General features: G+C 73.8%; 18 protein-coding genes, 1 tRNA gene and 1 pseudogene. 4 read left to right on the top strand and 16 right to left on the bottom strand.

What is annotated here, in order from left to right; all coding sequences use genetic code 11:
* The first annotated feature begins 225 nt into the window (after positions 1–225).
* From LCG91_RS05175 to LCG91_RS05165, 3 genes and pseudogenes are all read left to right on the top strand, one after another.
* Positions 226–903 carry a response regulator transcription factor gene (locus LCG91_RS05175; protein WP_058728778.1) on the top strand — a complete coding sequence of 226 codons (678 nt, stop codon included), beginning with the start codon at positions 226–228 and terminating at the stop codon, positions 901–903.
* A 140-nt stretch (positions 904–1,043) separates the two neighbouring features.
* Positions 1,044–1,769: pseudogene (locus tag LCG91_RS16505) on the top strand (HAMP domain-containing protein); the annotation flags it as partial.
* 320 nt (positions 1,770–2,089) lie between these two features.
* Positions 2,090–2,398 (top strand): ATP-binding protein, encoded by a 309-nt coding sequence (locus LCG91_RS05165; protein ID WP_263480176.1) that lies wholly within the window; start codon positions 2,090–2,092, stop codon positions 2,396–2,398.
* Between the two features lie 123 nt (positions 2,399–2,521).
* On the opposite strand, the gene LCG91_RS05160 is transcribed toward LCG91_RS05165, so the two are convergent.
* The 15 genes from LCG91_RS05160 to rplU all read right to left on the bottom strand — a co-directional run bounded on the left by LCG91_RS05160 (position 2,522) and on the right by rplU (position 19,142).
* Entirely contained in the window at positions 2,522–5,935 is a 3,414-nt protein-coding gene (locus LCG91_RS05160; RefSeq protein WP_224442720.1) for an error-prone DNA polymerase, read from the bottom strand.
* 10 nt (positions 5,936–5,945) lie between these two features.
* Positions 5,946–7,643: a DNA polymerase Y family protein gene (locus tag LCG91_RS05155; RefSeq protein ID WP_411955828.1), complete on the bottom strand. Its 1,698-nt coding sequence runs from the start codon at positions 7,641–7,643 to the stop codon at positions 5,946–5,948.
* Positions 7,640–8,593 (bottom strand): hypothetical protein, encoded by a 954-nt coding sequence (locus LCG91_RS05150; protein ID WP_224442719.1) that lies wholly within the window; start codon positions 8,591–8,593, stop codon positions 7,640–7,642. The genes LCG91_RS05155 and LCG91_RS05150 overlap by 4 nt, the downstream gene beginning before the upstream one ends.
* Positions 8,594–8,696: 103 nt before the next feature.
* Complete coding sequence (locus LCG91_RS05145) at positions 8,697–10,199, bottom strand: anthranilate synthase component I family protein (RefSeq protein ID WP_224442718.1); 1,503 nt, start codon at positions 10,197–10,199, stop codon at positions 8,697–8,699.
* Positions 10,178–11,116, bottom strand: a complete 939-nt coding sequence (locus LCG91_RS05140) for an aldose 1-epimerase family protein (RefSeq protein WP_224442717.1) — start codon at positions 11,114–11,116, stop codon at positions 10,178–10,180. The genes LCG91_RS05145 and LCG91_RS05140 overlap by 22 nt, the downstream gene beginning before the upstream one ends.
* A 128-nt stretch (positions 11,117–11,244) precedes the next feature.
* Positions 11,245–11,317: transfer RNA gene (locus tag LCG91_RS05135), tRNA-Ala, on the bottom strand.
* A 106-nt stretch (positions 11,318–11,423) separates the two neighbouring features.
* Positions 11,424–11,798, bottom strand: coding sequence for a ribosome silencing factor (gene rsfS / locus LCG91_RS05130; protein WP_058728436.1), 375 nt, complete (start codon positions 11,796–11,798; stop codon positions 11,424–11,426).
* Between the two features lie 140 nt (positions 11,799–11,938).
* Positions 11,939–13,498 carry a hypothetical protein gene (locus LCG91_RS05125; protein ID WP_224442716.1) on the bottom strand — a complete coding sequence of 520 codons (1,560 nt, stop codon included), beginning with the start codon at positions 13,496–13,498 and terminating at the stop codon, positions 11,939–11,941.
* Positions 13,495–14,094, bottom strand: coding sequence for a nicotinate-nucleotide adenylyltransferase (gene nadD, locus LCG91_RS05120; protein WP_082687387.1), 600 nt, complete (start codon positions 14,092–14,094; stop codon positions 13,495–13,497). Before nadD ends, LCG91_RS05125 begins: the two co-directional genes overlap by 4 nt.
* 11 nt (positions 14,095–14,105) lie before the next feature.
* Positions 14,106–14,306, bottom strand: coding sequence for a hypothetical protein (locus LCG91_RS05115; protein ID WP_058728434.1), 201 nt, complete (start codon positions 14,304–14,306; stop codon positions 14,106–14,108).
* Positions 14,307–14,350: 44 nt separating this feature from the next.
* Entirely contained in the window at positions 14,351–15,616 is a 1,266-nt protein-coding gene (locus LCG91_RS05110) for a glutamate-5-semialdehyde dehydrogenase (protein WP_224442715.1), read from the bottom strand.
* A gap of 484 nt (positions 15,617–16,100) precedes the next feature.
* Positions 16,101–16,919 (bottom strand): glutamate 5-kinase, encoded by an 819-nt coding sequence (gene proB, locus LCG91_RS05105; RefSeq protein WP_082687388.1) that lies wholly within the window; start codon positions 16,917–16,919, stop codon positions 16,101–16,103.
* Positions 16,920–16,926: 7 nt separating this feature from the next.
* Positions 16,927–18,444, bottom strand: a complete 1,518-nt coding sequence (obgE, locus tag LCG91_RS05100; protein WP_224442714.1) for a GTPase ObgE — start codon at positions 18,442–18,444, stop codon at positions 16,927–16,929.
* Positions 18,445–18,567: 123 nt separating this feature from the next.
* Positions 18,568–18,819 carry a 50S ribosomal protein L27 gene (gene rpmA, locus LCG91_RS05095; protein WP_022905368.1) on the bottom strand — a complete coding sequence of 84 codons (252 nt, stop codon included), beginning with the start codon at positions 18,817–18,819 and terminating at the stop codon, positions 18,568–18,570.
* Between the two features lie 14 nt (positions 18,820–18,833).
* Entirely contained in the window at positions 18,834–19,142 is a 309-nt protein-coding gene (rplU, locus tag LCG91_RS05090; protein WP_058728431.1) for a 50S ribosomal protein L21, read from the bottom strand.
* A 178-nt stretch (positions 19,143–19,320) separates the two neighbouring features.
* Between rplU and LCG91_RS05085 the strand changes: the two genes are divergently transcribed.
* Complete coding sequence (locus LCG91_RS05085) at positions 19,321–19,608, top strand: DUF4031 domain-containing protein (protein ID WP_058728447.1); 288 nt, start codon at positions 19,321–19,323, stop codon at positions 19,606–19,608.
* 536 nt (positions 19,609–20,144) lie between these two features.
* Here the strand turns inward: LCG91_RS05085 and LCG91_RS05080 are convergent.
* Entirely contained in the window at positions 20,145–21,155 is a 1,011-nt protein-coding gene (locus LCG91_RS05080; RefSeq protein WP_224442713.1) for a hypothetical protein, read from the bottom strand.
* Position 21,156: the final 1 nt, after the last annotated feature.

The following is a 21,156-nucleotide window of genomic DNA, read 5'->3' as shown; positions in this document are numbered from 1 at the left end:
GTCGGGTACGCCGTGTCCGGTGCGGAGCCTAGCAACGCGGCGCTCCTCGGGCCGATACCCCCCTCCGTGGGACAGGGCGTTCTGCCCTCGTCCGGGTGACGGACCCACCGCGCCGCGCGCACCGCGGTCGGACCGCGGTCACTGTGACGAGATTCAGCGACTTCCCACCGGGAATGGCCCACCGGCGCCCGTTCCCTGCCACGATGGGGGCCGAGGAGGTCGATCATGCGCCTGTTGGTGGTCGAGGACGACGACGAGATGCGCGCGCTCATGGAGCGTGGTCTCGCGGCAGAGGGGTACCGCGTCACGGCGGTCGAGAACGGTGTCGAGGCGCTCATCGCCCTCGGCGAGCAGGCCTTCGACCTGGCGGTCGTCGACGTCATGATGCCGGGCATGTCCGGCTTCGAGCTCGCCCGCCGGATCCGCGAGCGCGAGGACCCCGTCCGCATCCTGCTCGTCACCGCACGCGACGCCGTCGACGACCGGGTCTTCGGGCTCGACGCCGGTGCGGACGACTACCTCACGAAGCCCTTCGCCTTCGCCGAGCTGACCGCTCGCCTCCGTGCGCTCGGTCGCCGCGAGTCGGCTGCCGGGCAGCGGGTCATCGAGGTCGGCGACGTCGCCATCGACTCCGAGGCCCGACGCGTCGCGATCAAGGGCCAGCGCGTCGCCGTCAGTCCGACCGAGTTCGCCCTGCTCCGGCTGCTCGCCCGTTCCGTGGGCACGGTCGTCGACCGTCCGAAGATCCTCGAGGAGGTCTGGGACGGCTCGCAGCACGTCGACCCGAACGTCGTCGAGCAGTACATCTCCTACCTGCGCAAGAAGCTGACCTCGCACGAGGCGACGGTCGCCATCGCGACGGTCCGGGGCCGCGGCTACCGGCTCGACCTGCTCGGGGCGTGACCGGGACGGCACCCACGACCGGGACGGCCCGCGGCGGACGCGGCCTGCCCCGGCCCCTCCGGGTGCTCTCGCTCCGCGCGCGCATCACCATCGGCTCGACGGCCATCGCCGCGGTCGTGATCCTGCTGCTCGTGCTCGTCATGCGCTTCCAGGTCGTCAGCGTGGTCGCGAGCGCCACCAGGACCCTGCTCGACGCCGACGTCGACCCGTACGTGGCGACGCTCGAGGTCGACAGCGACCCGGACCTGTCCGCGCCGGGGAACGCCCAGCTCGTCGCCGTCGTGGCACCCTCCGGCCAGATCCGGCTGTCGACCATGCCACCGCGGGTCGAACGGGCGCTCGGCAGCCTGGCGTCCACCGAGGCGGGCACGTCGCTCATCACCGTCTCCGGGTCGGAGTACCGCGTCGTCATCGAGCACCCGGTCAACGCCGCCGGGCGCTGGACCGTCGTCGCGGCGCGCAACTCGCAGGCGGAGGCGATCGTCGTCGACGACCTCACGACGACCCTGTCGCTCACCGGCCTCGCGATCCTCATCGCGTTCGGCATCGCGTCCTGGGCCCTCGCGACCGCCGCCCTCCGCCCGGTGAACCGGATGCGCCGCGAGGCCGAACGGCTCTCCGTCGCTCCCGAGCGCGCCGAGCTGCCGGTCGGTCCGGCGCAGGACGAACTGGCCTCGCTCGCCACCACGCTGAACGCGTTCCTCGCCCGCACGCGCCAGGTCACCGAGCGCGAGCGCCAGATGGTCTCCGACGCCAGCCACGAACTCCGCACGCCGCTGGCGATCCTCACCACCCAGCTCGACCTGGCGTCGCTCGACGGTGACGACGCGGCGGCGCTCGCCGCGCACATCGACCGCGCCAAGCGGAGCGTCGCGCGGCTCTCGCGGCTCGCGAACGACCTGCTCACGCTGTCGCGCATCGAGGACGCCGAGGAGCGCGAGCAGGACGGCGCCCACCCGACCACCACCTGGAGCGACCTGGGCGACGAGGTCATGGCCGCCGTCGACCGCGTGCGTCTCATCGCGTCGGCGAAGGACATCACAGTGGACTTCGACCTCGAGCGGAGCGAGGACTCGTCCGAGGCGTCGGAGCCGCGATTCCGCCTCGACACCGGCGGCATGGCACAGCTCGTCACGAACACCGCGAGCAACGCGGTCGCGGCACTCCCCGCGGCGGCGGCGTCTTCGTGTCGTGGCGGGTCGAGGGCGACGAGGGCGTCCTGCAGGTCACGGACGACGGCCCCGGTGTCCCGGAGTCGTTCATCCCGGTCGCGTTCGACCGTTTCACCCGCCCGGACGAGGCCCGGACCTCGCGCCGCGACCCGGACCCGGCGACGGGCGGCGTCCCGGTACCGGGCGGCTCGGGCCTCGGGCTCGCGATCGTGCGCGCGATCGCGGAACGGTCGGGAGGCACGGCTGCCCTCCGCAACGTCCGCTCCGGTGGGCTCGAGGTCACCGTGCGCATCCCCGCGGTGCGCGAGCAGACCGGGTCCTGACCCGGCACTGCCGGGCACGGCCGGTCGCGGCCGGCCCCGGTCCGACACGGCCGGTCGCAGCCGGTCCCGGTCCGTCACGGCCGGTCGCAGCCGGTCCCGGTCGGTCACGTCCGTCACGGCCGGTCACTGGAAGTCCCGCGACCGGGTCCGCACTGCCAACGGCAGGTGCTCGATGCGGTCCGCCACGAGGTTCACCACGCCGTCCGGCGACCGCTCCAGGATCCCCCGCACCACCACGGCCGGCGACTCCCGCGCCACCCGTCGGTACCGGCCCCACACGCCCACGCTGCAGATGACGTTCACGAGCCCGGTCTCGTCCTCGACGTTCAGGAACGTGATGCCCGACGCCGTCGCCGGCCGCTGCCGGTGCGTCACGATGCCGCCCACCTCGACCCGGCGTCCGGTCTCCGCCGTCGCGGTGTCCTGCACGCTGAGCACCCCGCGGGCCCGCAGCCGCGGTCGGACGTGGTGCACCGGGTGGTCGTCGGTCGACATGCCCGTCGACCACATGTCCGCGATCAGGACGTCGCCGCTCGTCATCTGCCCGAACAGCGGCGGCTGCACCGTGACCTGGGTGTCGGGCAGCTGGTCTGGGCGTTCCGCCGCGGCCTGCGCCGCCGACCACATGCCGCTGCGCCGGTCGATGCCGAGCCCGGCGAAGGCGTCCGCCGCCGCCAGGGCCTCGAGCTGCGCCGTCGTCAGCCGGACCCGGCGGGCCAGGTCGGACATGTCGGCGAAGGGTCCGTGCGCCTCGCGCTCCGCGACGATCGCCTCGGCGCTCCGCCGGCCGAGCGAGGCGACCTCGACCAGCCCCAGGCGGACGGCGAAGGCACCGTCGCGGCGGTGGTCAGCGGTGTCGTCGGGCGACGAACCGTCGAACGGCAGCACGGGGGGTTGTTCCTCGGCCAGGCAGGCGTCGGCGCCCGTCGGACCGGCCTCGCCGTCGGACAGCGGCTCCAGTGTCGCGTCGACCGCCGACCGCAGGACGTCCGGCCGCAGCACCCGCACCCCGTGCCGTCGGGCGTCGGCGACCAGGGTCTGCGGCGAGTAGAACCCCATCGGCTGCGCCCGGAGCAGTGCCGCCAGGAACGCGCCCGGGTAGTGCAGCCGCATCCAGGCGCTCGCGTAGACGATGAGCGCGAAGCTGATCGAGTGGCTCTCCGCGAACCCGAAGTTCGCGAACGCCTGGATCTTGGCGTAGATCGCATCCGCGTCCTCGCCGTGGATGTCGTTCGCCGCCATCCCCGCGTAGAGCTTCTCGCGCAGCCGCTCGATCTTCTCGAGGCCGCGCTTGGAGCCCATCGCCCGCCGGAGCAGGTCCGCGTCGTCCCCGGAGCACCCGCCGACGGCGATCGCCATCTGCATGAGCTGCTCCTGGAACAGCGGCACCCCGAGGGTCCGCTCGAGCACGGGTTCGAGCGACGGGTGGATGTACGTGATCGGTTCCTCGCCCGTCCGACGTCGGATGTACGGGTGCACGGCACCGCCCTGGATCGGGCCCGGACGGACGAGCGCGACCTCGATCACCAGGTCGTAGAACCGTCGGGGCAGCAACCGCGGGAGCGTGCCCATCTGCGCGCGGGACTCCACCTGGAACACCCCGATCGTGTCCGCGCGGCAGAGCTGGTCGTAGACGCCCTGTTCCTCCTTCGGGATCGAGTGCATGTCCCAGCGCTCCCCGCAGTGCTCGTCGGCCAGGTCGAACGAGTACTGCAGCGCCGCGAGCATCCCGAGCCCGAGCATGTCGAACTTCACGAGTCCCATGAAGGCGCAGTCGTCCTTGTCCCACTGCAGCACGGTCCGGCCGTCCATGCGGGCGTGCTCGATGGGCACGACCTCGCCCACGGGTCGGTCGGTGAGCACCATGCCCCCGGAGTGGATGCCGAGGTGCCGCGGGAAGCCGAGCACCTGCTGCGCCATGTCGACCACGGTGTCCGGGATGTCGTGGTCCTGGCTCTCGGTGACCGACCCCCACCGCTCGACCTGCTTCGACCAGGCGTCCTGCTGCCCGGGACTGTGCCCGAGGGCCTTCGCCATGTCCCGCACGGCCCCCTTCGGCCGGTAGGTGATGACGTTCGCCACCTGCGCCGCGTTGAACCGTCCGTACTTCTCGTAGACGTACTGGATCACCTCTTCGCGACGGTCCGAGTCGAAGTCGACGTCGATGTCGGGTTCCTCGTCGCGCATCGCCGACAGGAACCGCTCGAAGGGCAGTCCGTACCGGATCGAGTCGACCGCGGTGATCTCGAGCAGGTAGCAGACGGCCGAGTTCGCCGCCGAGCCGCGCCCCTGGCACAGGATGCCCCGCTGCCGGGCGTACTGCACCATGTCCCGCACGATCAGGAAGTACCCCGGGAAGTCCTTGTCCGCGATGACGGAGAGCTCGCGCTCGATCCGCTCGCGCTTCTGCGGGTCGACCCCGTCGGCACTGCCCGGGTAGAACCGCCGGGCGCCCCGCCAGGTGAGCTCCCGCAGCCACGACATCGTCGTGTGCCCCTCGGGGACCTCGACGTCGGGCAACCCGGGCTTGGCGGTCCGGAGGCGGAAGCCGAGCTCGTCTGCCAGCTCCACGCTCGTCTCGACCGCACCCGGCCACCGCGCGAAGCGCCTGGCCATCTCGGCGCCCGACCGCAGGTGGGCGGTCGGGGCCGCCGGCAGCCAGCCGTCGATCTCGTCGAGGCTGCGCCGGGCCCGCACGGCCGCCAGCGCGGTCGCCACGGGGAAGCGGTCCGGGGTCGCGTAGTGCACGTTCCCGGTCGCCACGACGGGCAGGGCGTGCCGCGCCGCGAGCGTTGCGAGGACGTCGTTCCTGGCGGTGTCGAGCGGTTCGCCCTGGTCGGTCAGCTCGACGACGACACCGGCCGTGCCGAACCGGTCGAGCAGTGCCCGCAGGGCCTCGTCCGCCGCCGACTCCCCGCCGCGCTCGAGGGCCTGGCGCACGGTGCCCTTCCGGCAGCCGGTGAGGACCCGCCAGTGCCCGTCGGCCTGCGCCGCGAGCTCGTCGAGGTCGTACTGCGGCCGCCCCTTCTCGGCGCCAGCGGCCAGGTTCGCCCGCGTGACGGCGGCCGCGAGCCGGTGGTAGCCGTCCTGCCCGTCGGCGAGGAGCAGCAGGTGCGTGCCCTCCGGGTCGGGGACGCCGTTCTGCGGCTCGGTCAGCCCGAGGGACAGCTCGGTGCCGTACACGGTCGTCACGGTCGGGTACGCCTCGGCCACCTCGGCCATCCGGGCAGCGCCGTAGAACCCGTCGTGGTCGGTCAGCGCCAAGCCGTGCAGGTGCAGTCGTGCGGCCTCCTCGACCAGGTGCTCCGGGCCGCTGGCACCGTCGAGGAAGCTGAAGGTCGAGTGCGCGTGCAGCTCGGCGTACGGCACGACGGGGACGTCGTCGTCGGCCGCGGGTGTCGGTGGGACGTACCGGGACCGCTTGCGCGACCAGGCCGGGCTGTCCCCGCCGTCACCGGCGTGCGCGCTGTCCGGGCGCCCGTCCGACAGCGCACGCTCGAACTGCGACCACGGGATCGGTGGATTGCTGTAGCCCATCAGGTCTCCTTCACGTCGCGACCGCCTCGGCCCACCACCGGTGGTCGGCGAGCACCAGGTACCAGGCCCGGCCGTCGTCGTCGACGAGCTGCAGTCGGTGCAGGCGTCGTCCGCCGGCCTCCCACCAGCGCACCACGAGCGGCCAGGGCCCCGCCCACGCGGTCACGGGTGCGAACCTGCCGCCCCGCTCGCCCTCGGCCCGGAACCGCTCCGGCACCCCGGTCAGTGCGCCGCGCTCGTCGACGTCGACGGTGTCGCCGCCCGCCGCCACGACGTCCACCGGACGGGGCCGCTCGAGCACGGTCGCCGGCGGCGGGCCCGGCAGCCTGCCCGGCCACGGTCGGTCGCGCACCGTGGCGAGCGCCCGCTCGCCACCGACGGGGGTGTCGCCCCACGGCACGAGCACGACCCGCTCGGCCAGCGTCCGGCCGCCACCGATCCGCGGGGTGACCACACCCTCGTGCCCCACGAGCCCCTGCACCCGGGCGAGGGCGTGGTGCACCCGTTCGTCGGGCCCGGTCCCCCAGAGCCCGCGCTCGTGGTTCGACGCGTCGTCGACCGCGACCGGCTCGAGCACCACCTGGACCACGGGTGCCTCGAGCCCGGAGGGGTCGACGCCGCCCGCGAGCTGCCAGCGCACGCGGTCGACCACGTCGGCCGCGTCGAACCAGCGCGGGTGCACCCAGGTCCGTTCGAGCAGCAGGTCGCGTTCGTCGACGATGCCGACCCGGATCGTGGTCGCGACGAGCCCGGCGGCGCGCAGCCGGGCGGCGAAGTCGTCGGCCGACCGGCGGAAGGCGAACGCGACCTGGTCGGCGCGGTCGAGCGGCGGCTCGAAGGACGCCTCGACCCGGAGCTCCGGCGGGACCGCCCGCGCGGCGACCTCGCGCGGGTCGCGGCCGCCCGCCAGCCGGTGCAGGAACGCGCCGGCGACCCCGAACCGGTCGCGCACCTGTTCGTCGCCGAGTGCGGCGAAGTCGCCGAGCGTGGCGATGCCGAGCCGCCCGAGCACCATCGCCAGGTCGGGGTCGCCGAGCACCCCGAGCGGCAGGTCCGCCAGGAACGCCGCCGATCCCCCGACCGGCACGATGCGCACCCGCTCCCCCGGCCGCACCGGGCGCGCCCGCGCTGCCTGCTCCGCCGCGAACGGGGTGTCCGCCACCCCGGCACGGACGCCGGGGGCCCCGTGGTCGGCGGCGATGCCGGCCAACGTCGCCGCAGCCGCCCGCTCGCCGCCGTAGTACCGCGCCGGCCCGCGGGAACGCAGGGCGACTGTGCCGGGACGCAGGACCTCGACCCCGGGGACCGCCCCCTCGATCGCACGGATGACCGGCTCGAACGCACGGTGGTCGAGCGCGTCGTCGTAGGGCTCGACCACGAGCTCCGGACAGCGTGCCTGGGCCTCGCGCACGCGGAGGCCACGGACCACCCCCTGCTGCCGGGCACTGGCCGAGCTGGCGAACACCAGCCCCTTGGCCACCAGCGCGAAGGGGTGCTCGGGCGGTGACCCCGCTGCCCGGGCGGCCGCGATCACCGGCCAGTCCGGGCACCAGAGCACGATCGTGCGCGCGGGTGGCGGTTCCGGCAGGGCACCACCGCGCGCCAGCGCGTCGGCACGGACGACCCCGGCACCCGGCACCCCTGCCCCGGCGGTGCCCCGGATCGCGCCGCGCGGCGAGGCGGCACGTGCTCGTCCTCGGGGACTCACGACGCCACCGCGACCGGACGCAGCACGCGGGACGTCCCGGCGCCGTCCGCCGGTGCGGCACCGGGGACGACCGGGGTGGTACCGGGTCCACCGGTGACACCCGTGTCGGTCCCGCCCGCCCGGGTGACGAGGGGCGCAGCGGGTCGCACCGCACCGTCCGCCGCCGGCAGCAGCAGGTCGGCGCTGACGCCCCGCCCCGCCCCCGCGCGGCCGGACGCCGTCACCGTGGCCCGGCGCTCCGCCAGGTACCCGTGCCCATCGCCGATGCCGGTCCACACCGAGCCGCTCACCCGCAGGGTGACGTCGGCGCCCGGCCACGACCCGAGTGCGACGAGTGCCCCACCGCGCTGCCGCAACCGCGCGGACAGCCGGGAGACGTCACCGGGCACGACCCGACCGAGCGGCCGCGTCAGGACGATCTGCGCCACGTCGGCGAGGGCCGCGGTCACGGTGAGCCACTGGTCGCCCGGGTCGGGCACGAGCACGAGCCGCTCGAGGTCGATGCCCATCGCCGCAGCCGCCTCGACCCCGAAGGACGGCACCCCGACCACGGCGCACCACGCACCCTCGGCCGAGGCCGCCTGCAGCATGGTCATCGCGAGCAGCACGGACTCCTGCACGGCGTAGGACCCGCCGACCCGGATCGCGCCACCGGGCAGCAGCGGCTGCAGGGCGTCGGCGGTGGGGAGCCCCTGGACGTCGACGCGGGGGGCCTCCATCTCGGACACCCGGGAGCGCAGCGCCGTGATGCGTTCGAGCGCCGTCCGGGCATCCCCCAGGTGGTCGACGCGCCGGGTCGGGCGGGTCGTTCCCGACCGGCCACCGGAGCGGCCGGGCCCGTCGGGACGAGCGGGCCCGTCGGGACGAGCAGGCCCGTCGTGCCCGGTCGCCCCCTCGGGTCCGGGCGACAGGAGTGCCGCCGCCGTCTGCATGCCCTCATATTCGAACATGTGTTCGATGATGTCAACCGGGTCCGACATCCGGTGGACACCGGATCGAACACTCGTTCGACACGCCCGGTGGCTCACGACCAGGAGCCCGCCTCCGTCCGGGTCACCAGCTGGCCGTGACCCCCAGCGCCCCGAACACCGACCGTGTCTTCGTCTCGACCTCGTCCGCCTCGTCCGACGCGACCGAGGACCACGTCACCGCACCGCCGGCCCCGAACGTCCGCGAGCGTTCCGCTCCCCGGTCGTCCAGCACCGTCACCAGTGTGCGGATGGCCACCGACAGGTCGACCGAACCGTCCGCCGAGAAGTACCCGACGACCCCCGAGTACACGCCGCGGGGCGCCCCCTCGAGCCGGTCGGCGATCGCCATCGCGCTGATCTTCGGCGCCCCGGTCATCGACCCCGGCGGGAACGCTGCACGCACCACCGCCGCTCGCGACGCCCCGGCCGGCAGCACGGCGGACACCGTCGACACGAGCTGGTGCACGGTCGCGTACGTCTCGACGTCGCAGAGCCGCTCGACGTGCACCGACCCGGGCACCGCCGTGCGCAGCAGGTCGTTCCGCAGCAGGTCGACGATCATGACGTTCTCCGCGCGGTCCTTCGAGCTCGCCGCGAGCGCCGACCGGGCGACGGCGTCCCGTGCCGGGTCCGCGTCGCGCGGCCGCGTGCCCTTGATCGGCTCCGCGACCACCGTGCCGTCGGCGTCCACCCGCAGGAACCGCTCCGGCGACCGACTGGCGATCCGCAGCGGGCCGAGCCGCAGCCAGGCACCGAACGGGACGGGGTCCGCGCGGCGCAGTCGCAGGTACTCGACCAGGTGCGGGTCGGTGGCGGGCGCGAGCAGGGCCTCCCGTCCGGACGCGCCCACCGCGAAGGCGGTCGTGAGGCACACCTGGAACGCGTTCCCGTCGCGGATCTCGGCGCGGCACGCCTCGACCGCGCCCTCGTACGCGGTGCGGGACACGCGACCGACGGCGACGGCCGGGAGGCCCGTGGCGCCGTCCGGCACGTCGACCGGCGGCCGTCCCGTGTGCGGTCCGTCGAGCCACGCGCGGTTCGCAGCGCTGGCCGCCGGTTCGTCGTCGGTCACCAGGGCGAGCGCCCAGGCGCGGCCGTCGGCGTGCACCAGGACCGCGCGGTCCGCGAAGCGCAGGTCGGCGTCCGCGTGCGCCGCGGTGCTGTCCGGGCCGCCGGACTCCCGGCCGAGCTCGTGGCCGAGGAACCCGACCCAGCCGAGCGCGAAGCCGCAGCCGGGCACCGGGGTGTCGAGCGCGGGTGTCCGCGAGAGCAGGTCGTCGAGCACGGCGAACGCCGGGCGGTCCTCGGAACGCGACGTCCCGAACCACCGGCGGGCCGCGGGCGGGACCTCGAGCTCCGCGCGTCGGTCCTCGTGCCGGAACCGGGTCGCGAACGGTCCGTCCGTGTGCGCGAGGAGCGACCACCGGGCGCGTCCGCGAGCGGCCTCCGGCGCACCCTCCGGCAGTCCGGAGTCGAGCCAGACGACGTCGGACCCGGTGGCCGCCGCCAGCGCGCCGAGGTCGGGCGCGACGTCGAGCCGTCGCGTGAGGACCCGCGCTCGGGTCAGACCGCGGCGATCGTCCACGAGGCGGCGTGCGCGGCACCGGGGGCGAGCACGACGAGGCCGGCCTCCTCGCCCGCGTTGAAGGCGTCCGGTGCGCAGGTCATCGGCTCGACCGCGAGGCCGACACGGTGGTACTCCGGCACGACGTGGTCGGCGGTGTGCACCTGCGCCCAGCCGCACTCCGGCCCGAAGGACACCCGCACGCCGCGGCCGTCCGCCGCGGTGAGCTCGATCGTGGCCAGTCCCTCGGCGTCGCGGTCGAACCCGGTGAACGCGTGGTCGATGAACCGGTCGCCGATCGGGGTCGCCGTGCGCAGGTCGAACTCGTCGTGCACGGGCGCCAGGCCGGTCGGCACGAGGCGGTCCTCGGTGACCTCGAGCACCTCGGCGGCGGGCAGGGTCAGCGTCCAGTCGTCGACACGGCCCGCGCCGGCGACGAGGTACGGGTGCGGACCGGTCCCCCACGGCGCGGCGTCCCCACCCGTGTTCGTCCCGGTGACGGTCGTGTGCAGGCCGTCGGCGTCCACGCGGTACTCGACGAGCACCTCGACGCGGTACGGGTACCCCTCCTGCGCGGGCACCGTCGTGGCGAGCACCGCACGGTCGGGCTCGTGGGCGACGACACGGAAGTCCGTCCAGGCGACGAGACCGTGCAGTGCGTGGTGCCGCTTCGGCTCGGTCAGCGCGAGCTCGTGGTCCTGCCCGCCGAAGGCGTACCGGCCGTCGACGACACGGTTCGGCCAGGGCGCCAGCACGGCCCCGCGGAAGGCCGGACGGACCTCGTCGGCGGAGAACGGGACGACCAGGTCACGTCCCTCGGCGCGGAGGGTCCGGAGCGATGCCCCGACCGAGGCGATCTCGGCGGTGTACCCGCCTGCGGTGATCGTCAGGGCGGATCCGGACAGCGGGGCTCCGGCGAGGGGCGCGTCGTTGCTCATGCGCAACAGCGTAGTGGGACCTGGGAGCCCGGACGGCCTCGGTCACCGATGGTCGCGCCGCCTGTCGGGGCCGGACCTGCGGAACGACGAAGCCCCGCCGGAGGTCCGGCGGGGCTTCGTCTCGTGGGTGGATCTGAGGGGACTCGAACCCCTGACCCCCTGCATGCCATGCAGGTGCGCTACCAGCTGCGCCACAGACCCATGTTCACTTCTTCGCTGTGTTCCCCGTTCCCGGAGGCACCATGGAAGCGTACACCACGCGAACGCCCGGTGACGAAATCGACTCCGTCACCCGGGCGCGTCGCGTCTACGCCGTGTGGTCGACGGGCAGCTCGAGCGGGATCGTCGGGCAGTCCGACCAGAGGCGCTCGAGCGAGTAGTACTGGCGGTCTTCCTCGTGGAAGACGTGCACGACGATGTCACCGAAGTCGATGAGGACCCAGCGGCCCTCGGTCCGGCCCTCGCGACGGAGCGGCTTGGCCCCGGCTGCGATCAGGCGTTCCTCGACCTCGTCCGCGATGGCGAGCACGTTGCGCTCGTTCCGACCGGTCGCGAGCAGGAACACGTCGGTGAGCTGCAGCGGCCCGGTCACGTCGAGGGCGACGAGGTCTTCGGCCTGCTTCGCGTCGGCCGCCTGGGCGGCGATCTGTACGAGTTCCACTGCGCGTGAGGAGGCGGTCACGGAGTCCTTCCGGTCGTCGGCACCGCACTCTGCGGGTCCGTGTGATGGGTCCTGATCATAGGCCACCCCGCCGACAGCGGCCAGGCCGGTGGGCCGGGACGGACGACGGGGCGGTCGGATGCGAGGGGTCCGGCGGGCGGTCAGCCGCCGAAGTGGGTGGTGAGCAGGGCGACGATGATGACCCCTGCGGCAGCCAGGCCGACGGCCCCGACGGTGACGCCGAGGATGACCGGCGTCCGGGACTCCTTCGGCTTCGCGGCGGCGAGCACGACCTGACGCGTGGACGTGTGGCTCGAGATCGCTCGGCTCGCTCGGACGGGACTCGCGTCGGTCTCCGGCTGCTCGTCGTGCTGCTCGAGCAACCGATCGACCTCGGCCCCGTCGATCGGTCGGTGCGACCCGGTGGACGACAGCGAGGCCGGCAGGTCGATCGAGCCGGTCAGGATCACCTCGCCGGTGGCATTCAGGGCGCCGGTCGGGTCGGCCAGCGCGGAGTTCGGCAGCACGATCGAGTTGGTGTCCTGCACGGCGACGCGGCGGGTGCCCGTCACGTCGTGCACCTCGGCGTCGTCGGTGTCCCGGGCCTGCTGGGTCCAGTGGCCAGCCGGGGGCTCGAAGGCCGTCGTGACGGGCTTCGGCTCGGGGCTGCGCCGGAAGGCCGCCGGGACGCGCGGTGCATCGGCATCCGCGTCGTCGCCCCGACCGGCACCGTCGTCGGACCGACGAGCGGTCGCGGGCGTCGGGAGCTGGATCGGGACCTCGTTGGTGTCGTCGTCGAGCGACAACGGGAACACGACGGGGGTCGACGCCGTCGGCGCCGGTGCGGACGCCCGGGCGGCGTCCTCGGACTCGGGTGTCTCGGTGTCGTCGGTCTCCGGCGGGGCCCAGGTCGTCCGGTGGCGCCGGGGCTCCTCGGCGTGGGCTGCGGCCTCGCTCAGGGGCTCGATCGCGTCCGGGGACCCGTCCGCCTCGGTCGCCTGCGCCACCGCAGCCGGGTCGAGCAGTTCGGACTCGGCCGACGGCTCGTCTGCCGGTGCCTCGCGCTCCGGGGCCTGCTCTGCCGCACCGGTCCGGTCGTCGCGGTCGCCCGACGCCTCGGACGCGTCGACGACCGGGGTCGGGGCGAGCGGGAACTGTGCGGAACGAGCCGGGTCCTGCGCCGACGTCGGACGCTCGGCCGGAGCCGGGACCGGACGGTCGTCGGCCGGACGTGCCTGGGCGTGCGACCACGCGGCGGTCGGCGCCGAGCGCGGACGCTCGGCGTCCTGGTCGAGGTGGTCGACCGACCCGATGACGTCCTGCACGGTGCGGTCGGACGACTGCGGGGTCGGTGCCTGCAGCGGAACGGGCTGCACGGCCTGCCCCTCGGCCTCGCGCATCAGGCGGAGCTGGCGACGGGTGAGGCCACCGGTCCCCGGCACGATCTCGGTCGCCGAGGCCGGCGCCGGTGCGAGGGGGAAGACCGGCCCGGGCTGCTGCTCCGGCTCAGTGCCGCCGGAGGTCGGACGGGCGGCCGACCGCGCGGGGCCGCTCGGCGAGGGCGCGACGTGCGAGCCCGGCCGGCGGCGGGCGTCGGACCGGTCGGACGGTGCGGCGACGGTCGGCGGCGGGGTGACGGGCTGCCCGCCGGCTGCGGCGGCACGCTCCCGCTCGCGCGCCTCACGCCGCGAGAGTGGCGGCTGCGCGTCGGACGAACTCATGCAACGCTCCGATACAGGTGGTGCTTGGAGATGTACTGGACGACCCCGTCCGGCACGAGGTACCACACGGGGTGACCGCGCCTGACCCGGTCGCGGCAATCGGTCGAGGATATCGCCAGTGCGGGGACTTCGAGCAAGCTCACGTCTCGCTCGGGGAGTCCGGTGATGCTCAGGTCGTGGCCCGGACGGGTGACCGCGACGAAGTGCGCGAGGTCCCAGAGACCATCGTGGTCCTTCCAGTCGAGGATCTGCTGAACGGCATCCGCGCCGGAGATGAAGACGAGCTGCGCATCCGGTCGCTGGTCGCGCAGGTCGCGCAACGTGTCCACCGTGTAGGTGGGCCCGGGACGGTCGATGTCCACCCGACTGACCGTGAACATCGGGTTCGACGCGGTGGCGACCACCGTCATCAGGTACCGGTGTTCGGCGTCGGTGACGTCCGACTTCATGTACGGCTGGCCGGTGGGGACGAAGACGACCTCGTCCAGGTCGAACGCACGGGCGACCTCCGACGCCGCCACGAGGTGCCCGTGGTGGATCGGGTCGAACGTGCCGCCCATCACGCCGATGCGTGGGCGCCCCGTGCTCTCGAGCATCGAGCGGCGTGTCAGAGCTTGGTGTGACCGAACTCGTCGACACCCGTCTCGTGGTGGCGGGTGGCCTCGAACTTGTGCGAGTGACGGTACGCGACGTCGCGGAAGCTCCAGGTCACGAACCCGAGGAAGGTGAAGAACAGCGCGCCGCACATCGGGAAGACGAACGCGGGCACTCCGGAGGCGTGCTCAGCGGCTTCAGCGAGGAAGGTCATCGGTCCGGTGCTCCGTTCGATCGGGTGGGAAGTCGCCGCCCAGTCTAGCCGCGGATCTGTCCGTGCCCGCGCACGATCCACTTGGTACTGGTCAGTTCGGGGAGCCCCATCGGCCCGCGCGCGTGCAGCTTCTGCGTCGAGATGCCGACCTCGGCCCCGAAGCCGAACTCGCCGCCGTCGGTGAACCGGGTCGACGCGTTCGCCATGACGACTGCCGAGTCGACCTCGGCCAGGAAGCGCTCGGCGGTGTCGACGTCGTCCGTCACGATGGACTCCGTGTGGTGCGTCGACCACCGCGCGATGTGCGCCATCGCGGCGTCGACGTCCGGCACCACGCGGATCGACAGGTCGAGGTCCATCGACTCCGTCGCCCAGTCCGCCTCGGTCACTCGGAGCACGCCGGGCACGATGGTCCGCGTGGCATCGTCCCCGCGCAGGGTCACCCCGGCCGCGCGGAGGCGGTCGGCCAGGACCGGCAGCAACCGTTCCGCCGCCCGTTCGTGCACGAGCAGCGTCTCGAGGGCGTTGCAGACGCTCGGCCGCTGCACCTTGCTGTTCAGCACGATGTCGATCGAGCGCTCGAGCGGCGCCGACGCATCGAGGTACACGTGCACCACACCGGCGCCCGTCTCGATCACGGGCACCTGCGACTCCGTCACCACAATCTGGATCAGCGATGCGCTCCCCCGCGGCACGAGCACGTCGACGAGTCCGCGCGCGCGCATCAGGTCGGTCGCGCCCTGGCGGCCGAACTCGTCGATCGTCTGCACGAGGTCCGCCGGCAGCCCCACCGAGGCCACCGCCCCGCGGATGCGCTCGACGAGCTCGGCGTTCGTGCGCTTTGCCGCCGAGCCGCCGCGGAGCACGACGGCGTTGCCGCTCTTCAACGCGAGCGCCGCGATGTCGACGGTGACGTTCGGACGTGCCTCGTAGATGGCGCCGACCACCCCGAACGGCACGCGGACCTGGGTGAGCTGGAGTCCGTTGGGCAGCCGGGACCCGCGAACGAGGTCACCGACCGGGTCCGGCAGTCCGACGACGTGCTCGACCGCGGCCGCGAGGGCGTCGATCCGCGCGGCGTCCAGTCGCAGGCGGTCGAGCAGACCTGAGGACAGCCCGCTGTCCTCGCCCGCGACGAGGTCTCCGTGGTTCGCCGCCACGATGGCGTCCGTGCCGTCGCGCAGTGCGGCCGCGACCGCTCGGAGCGCCTGGTCCTTGACCGCGGTCGTGGCGGTGGCGAGCGCCGTGGAGGCAGCACGCGACGCGACCAACTTGTCGGTGAGCGAGGGGGCGGTGACCGTCGACGACATGGTCCGATACTAGGTCGGCCGCCCCGCGCATGACGCTGACCGCGTCACTCCTGTGGACACGTCCTGGAGGCGCCGCTCGTGTGCAGGAGTTCGTCCGCGGCCGCCCGGGGTCCGACTCGGGTCCGGTGCCGTGGCGTGGTCCGCGCACCGCGTCGGGCCATCGTGGGACGCCACCGTCCGAGCGAGACGCCCCGGTCCCACCGAGACGGGCCCGGTTGCGGCGGCGTCTCGCGCCCGTCAGGGCGTCTGGCACTGACGCCGGCGTCCCGAGCGCACGTCGGCGTCTCGGACGCACGCCGGGGTCTGGAGCGCACGCCGGCGTCTCGGACGAACCCCGGCGCCGCGAGTGCCCGCGGCAGGCCCGACCGCACGCGGCCTCGTGCCGACGCTGCGGACCGGCACCGCGTCTCCCGGCCGCCCCTCACGTCGACCGCAGGCCGACCTGCCGGACCGGCGCCGCGCCTCCAGGCCGACAGCAGGCCCGTCAGCCCCGGGGCGCCGCCTGGAACCAGGTGCCCACGTGCTCGCCGGCCAGCGCCCGGTCGACGAGCGCGGTACCGGTCACGAGGACCGACGTCCCGGCCTCGGCCGCGAGTCGGGCAGCGGCGACCTTCGTCCCCGCTCCCCCGGTGCCGACGCCGGCCGAGCCGACCGACCCGAAGGTGACACCGGCGAGCTCGTCGCCGAACGGGACCTCGTCGATCGGTTCCGCGTCCGGGTGCTCCGGCGGACGGGTGTAGAGCGACTCGACGTCGGACAGCAGCACGAGCGCGTCGGCGCCGAGGAGCCGTGCGACGAGCGCCGCGAGCCGGTCGTTGTCGCCGAAGCGGATCTCGTGCGTCGCGACCGTGTCGTTCTCGTTCACGATGGGGAGCACGCGCAGCGCGAGCAGCCGGTCGACGGCCCGCTGTGCGTTCACCCGGTGCGTCGGGTTCTGCATGTCGCCCGCGGTGAGCAGGACCTGGGCAGCGACGATGCCGTGCCGGTCGAGCTCCTTCTGGTACCGGAACATGAGCACGTTCTGCCCGGTCGCCGCGGCCGCCTGCTGCGTCGCGAGGTCCTCGGGGCGTCCCTCGAGCCCGAGGAACGGGAAGCCGGTCGCGATGGCGCCGGAGGACACCAGGACGACCTCGGTCCCACGTGCGTGCGCGGCGGCCAGGGCGTCGACGAGCGCGGCGATCTGTCCGGTGTTGTCACCGCTGACCGACGACGACCCGACCTTCACGACGAGCCGACGCGCACGCGGCACGTCCTGCCGCCGTTCGACGGGGCCGAGGTCGGTGCGCGCGTGCGTGTCGGTCATGCGTGGATCAGTCCTGGTCGTCGCGGTCGTCGTCGGCCCACAGGCCGGACACGCGCTCCTGCTCGAGCTCGGCGCGCGCGGCGGCCTTGGCGTCCATGCGCTCGAAGTACTCCTCGCGGCGCTCGTTGCGGGTCGGACGCGACGATCCACCGACGCGGGCGTCCGTGCCGCGGGCGCTCGTGATGAGCTCCGCGGTCGAGGTCAGCGTCGGCTCCCAGTCGAAGACCATGCCGCCGTCGCCACCGATGACCACGGTGGACCCGGCGACGGCGCCGGCCTTGAACAGACCGTCCTCGACGCCGAGCTTCGCCAGACGGTCGGCCAGGTAGCCGATGGCTTCCTCGTTGGTGAAGTCGGTCTGCACGACCCAGCGCTCGGGCTTCGCGCCGCGGACCCGGTAGAAGCGGTGCTCCTCGCCGCCCTCCGCGCGCACCGTGAAGGGCTTCTCGTCGACGGCCTTCGGGCGGAGCACGATGCGCTCCTGCTCGGGCGCGGCGGGACGGTCGGCGCGGGCCTGCTCGACGACCTCGGCCAGGGCGAACGTCAGCTCCCGGAGACCCTTGCGGGACGCGGTCGAGATCGGGAAGACGCGGTAGCCGCGCTCCTCGAGCTCGGCGGTGACGAACTCGGCGAGTTCGGCAGCCTCGGGCACGTCGACCTTGTTCAGCGCGACGAGCTGCGGACGCTCGAGCAGCGGGGTCTGCCCCTCCGGCACCGGGTAGCGCTCGAGCTCGCCCAGGATGACGTCGAGGTCGCTGATCGGATCGCGGCCGGGGTCGAGCGTGGCGCAGTCGATGACGTGCAGGAGCGCCTCGCAACGCTCGACGTGACGGAGGAACTCGAGGCCGAGGCCCTTGCCCTCCGACGCGCCCTCGATCAGACCGGGCACGTCGGCGACGGTGAAGCGGACCTCACCCGACTCGACGACGCCGAGGTTCGGCGTCAGGGTCGTGAACGGGTAGTCGGCGATCTTCGGCTTCGCGGCGGAGATCGCGGCGATGAGCGAGGACTTGCCGGCACTCGGGAACCCGACCAGGGCGACGTCGGCGATCGTCTTCAGCTCGAGGCTGACGTCGCCGGTCCACCCCGGGGTGCCGAGGAGCGCGAAGCCGGGGGCCTTGCGCTTGGTGGTCGCGAGGGCCGCGTTGCCGAGACCGCCCTGGCCGCCTGGTGCCACGACGACCCGCATGCCGGGCTCGGTCATGTCCGCCAGGACCTCGCCGTCCTCGTCGTGCACCACCGTGCCGATCGGGACGGGCAGCTCGAGCGTCTCGCCGCTCACACCGCTGCGCATGTCGCCCATGCCGGGCTGGCCGTTGCGCGACGAGCGGTGGGGCGAGCGGTGGTACCCGAGCAGGGTCGTCACCTGCGGGTCGGCGACCAGGACGATGTCGCCCCCGTCGCCACCGTTGCCGCCGTCGGGGCCGGCGAGCGGCTTGAACTTCTCACGGCGGACCGACACGCAGCCGTTGCCGCCGTTCCCCGCGGTGAGGTGCAGGGTCACGCGGTCGACGAAGGTCGCCATGGTTCCACTCCTGGTTCTGACTCGGGTGCGCGGACGGTACCGCGACGCTCGAGGTCGTGCACGAAAGAACGGGAGGGGCGGGCACGTGGCCCGCCCCTCCCGCAGAGTCTGTCGTCGCTGGTGTTACGCGTTGACGATGTTGACGACCTTGCGGCCGCCCTTGGTGCCGAACTCGACCGAACCGGCCGAGAGGGCGAACAGCGTGTCGTCGCCACCGCGGCCGACGTTGGCGCCCGGGTGGAAGTGGGTGCCACGCTGGCGGAGGATGATCTCGCCGGCGTTGACGACCTCGCCACCGAAGCGCTTCACGCCGAGGCGCTGTGCGTTCGAGTCACGACCGTTGCGAGTGGAGCTCGCACCCTTCTTGTGTGCCATCTTCTACTCCCGCCTTACGCGATCGAGGTGATCTTGACGCGGGTGAGCTCAGCGCGGAAGCCCTGACGCTTCTTGTACCCGGTCTTGTTCTTGAACTTCTGGATGACGACCTTGGGGCCGCGGAGGTCCTCGAGCACCTGGGCGGTGACGGTCACGTTCGCGAGCTCGGAAGCCGCCGACGTGATCGTGTCACCGTCCACGAGGAGCACCGGGGCGAGGTCGATGTTGCCCTTGTCGTCGGCCTTGGCACGGTCGATCGTGAGGATCGTGCCGACCTCGACCTTCTCCTGACGGCCGCCGGCGCGCACTACTGCGTAAACCACGTGGAATTCCTTACGTACTCTGCTTGAGGGAAGTCTCGGGTGCCCACTTCTGCACGAGCGGCTCCCGGAGGCCGGGCCCGATCGGCGACGCAGGCAGAACGGCCCGCTGACACCAGGGATCGAGAATACTCGATGCCCCCGGGTCCGGTCAAACGGCGACACACGTACGATGTCCCGCGTGACCGTGTTGATCGACCCGCCGACGTGGCCCGCCCACGACACCGTCTGGTCGCACCTCGTCAGTGACGCATCCTACGACGAGCTCCACGCGTTCGCCGAACGGGCCGGCATCCCTCGCCGTGCGTTCGACCACGACCACTACGACGTGCCGCGCTCCCGCTACGACGACCTCGTCGCCGCGGGCGCGACGGCGGTCACCGGTCGCGAGCTGGTGCTCCGGCTCATCGCCAGCGGCCTTCGGGTGCCGCAGCGTGACAAGCGCGGGAAGGGCCGACGCGCGCACTGAGGTCCCGCCCGGGTCGCGCGGCGGGGTGCCCGTACCGAGTGCGCTGCGGCGCTCCCCGTGGGGCGGCCGTCGGACCGCGTGCGGGTGACCTCCGGCGGCCGACCGGGAGGCACGACCCACCGCCGCCACGCCCCGCACCTCGCGTGCGTTGCCGGCCGGGAGGCGCACCCCACCGCTGCCACACCGGGTCGCGCCGGCACACGGCCGATCGGACCAGCGGGGTCCGTCGCGCGTGCTCGGCGCTCGGCGCGTTCCGCCCGGCACGCTCGGCCCGCCAGGCCGCGCAGCTGCCGGGCCGCCCGGCAGGCGAGCCGCCCGGCAGGCGTGCTGGCGGGCCGCTCGGCAGTCGGGCCGGCGGGCAGGTGCGCCCGTGCACCGTCCGCACGACGGCGAGCACGTCGCGCCACGGCGATCCATGGTGCGACGTGCTCGCCGTCGTGCCGCGGCAGCTCGAACCACGCGGCCGCCGGTCACCGGTCACCGGTCAGCGATCACCGGTCACTGGTCAGCGGGGCGGCGCACCGGCCGCCGCGACGTCAGCGCGTGGGCGGCGCCCACCGGTCGTCGGGGCGCTGTGCGGGCTGCTCGCCCGCCGCCGGACGCGCGCCGAACCGCTGACCGTACGGTTGCTGCTGCTGGCCGTACGGCTGCTGCTGCTGCTGCGTACCGTGCGGCTGCGGAGCGGGGTGCACCGTCGACGGCGGGATCGCATCGGCGGGACGCACCGTGCCAGGTCGTCCCCCGGCGGTCCCCTGCGCCGCGCGCCCGCCACGCGGACGCCCGAGCCACAGCCACGCGGCCGTCGAGGTCGCGAGGAGCATGAGGGTGAACGGGATCCCGTTCTGCAGGGGCCCGGTGAGCACGTCGATCACGAGCCGCGCCCCCGATCCGGTGCTGACCGCCGCGTAGGACCCCGTGAAGACCCCGACGAGCGCCAGGGCGACGGTTCCCGCGGCACCGGCGAGCACGGCACGCAGGAGCACCGTCGGCAGCGGGCTGCGTCGTGCGATCGGCGTGAGGAACGCCAGGGCCAGGAACGCCCCCGCGTAGAACGGGAACGGCGCGGCGAACACGCCGGACACGAAGCTGCCGAGCAGGCTCGCGCCCGTGCCGTACGTCGCGAAGGGGTGCACCACGAGGGACGTGCCGAGCAGCCCGAGGACGCCGGAGACCACCTCGACGAGCACGATCGACACGACGGCGATCAGGGCACCGGTGGTGTTGGCCAGCGACGCTCCCGGCGCGAACGCCCGTCGCGGGTCCGGCGTCCTCGAGGCGCGCGCCCGGAGCCGGCCCTGGTCACCGGACGGCTGCTGCGACTGGCCGTACTGCGGCGGCTGCTGCTGGCCGTACTGCTGCTGGCCGTACTGCTGCTGCCCGTACTGCTGCTGCGGCTGGCCGTACGGCTGCTGCCCGAACTGCGGCTGCTGGCCGGGCCACGCCTGCCCACCGGGCTGCCCGGCCGCGGGCGGTGCGGGCTGCGACCAGCCCGCACCGTAGTACCCGCGGTCCTGCTGCCGACCGTGCGGGTCGCCCCCGTCGGACACG

Source organism: Curtobacterium sp. TXMA1, assembly GCF_020162095.1.
GTDB lineage: Bacteria > Actinomycetota > Actinomycetes > Actinomycetales > Microbacteriaceae > Curtobacterium.
The sequence above is the reverse complement of the archived record's forward strand: the minus strand, read 5'-3'. Positions and strand labels throughout refer to the sequence as shown.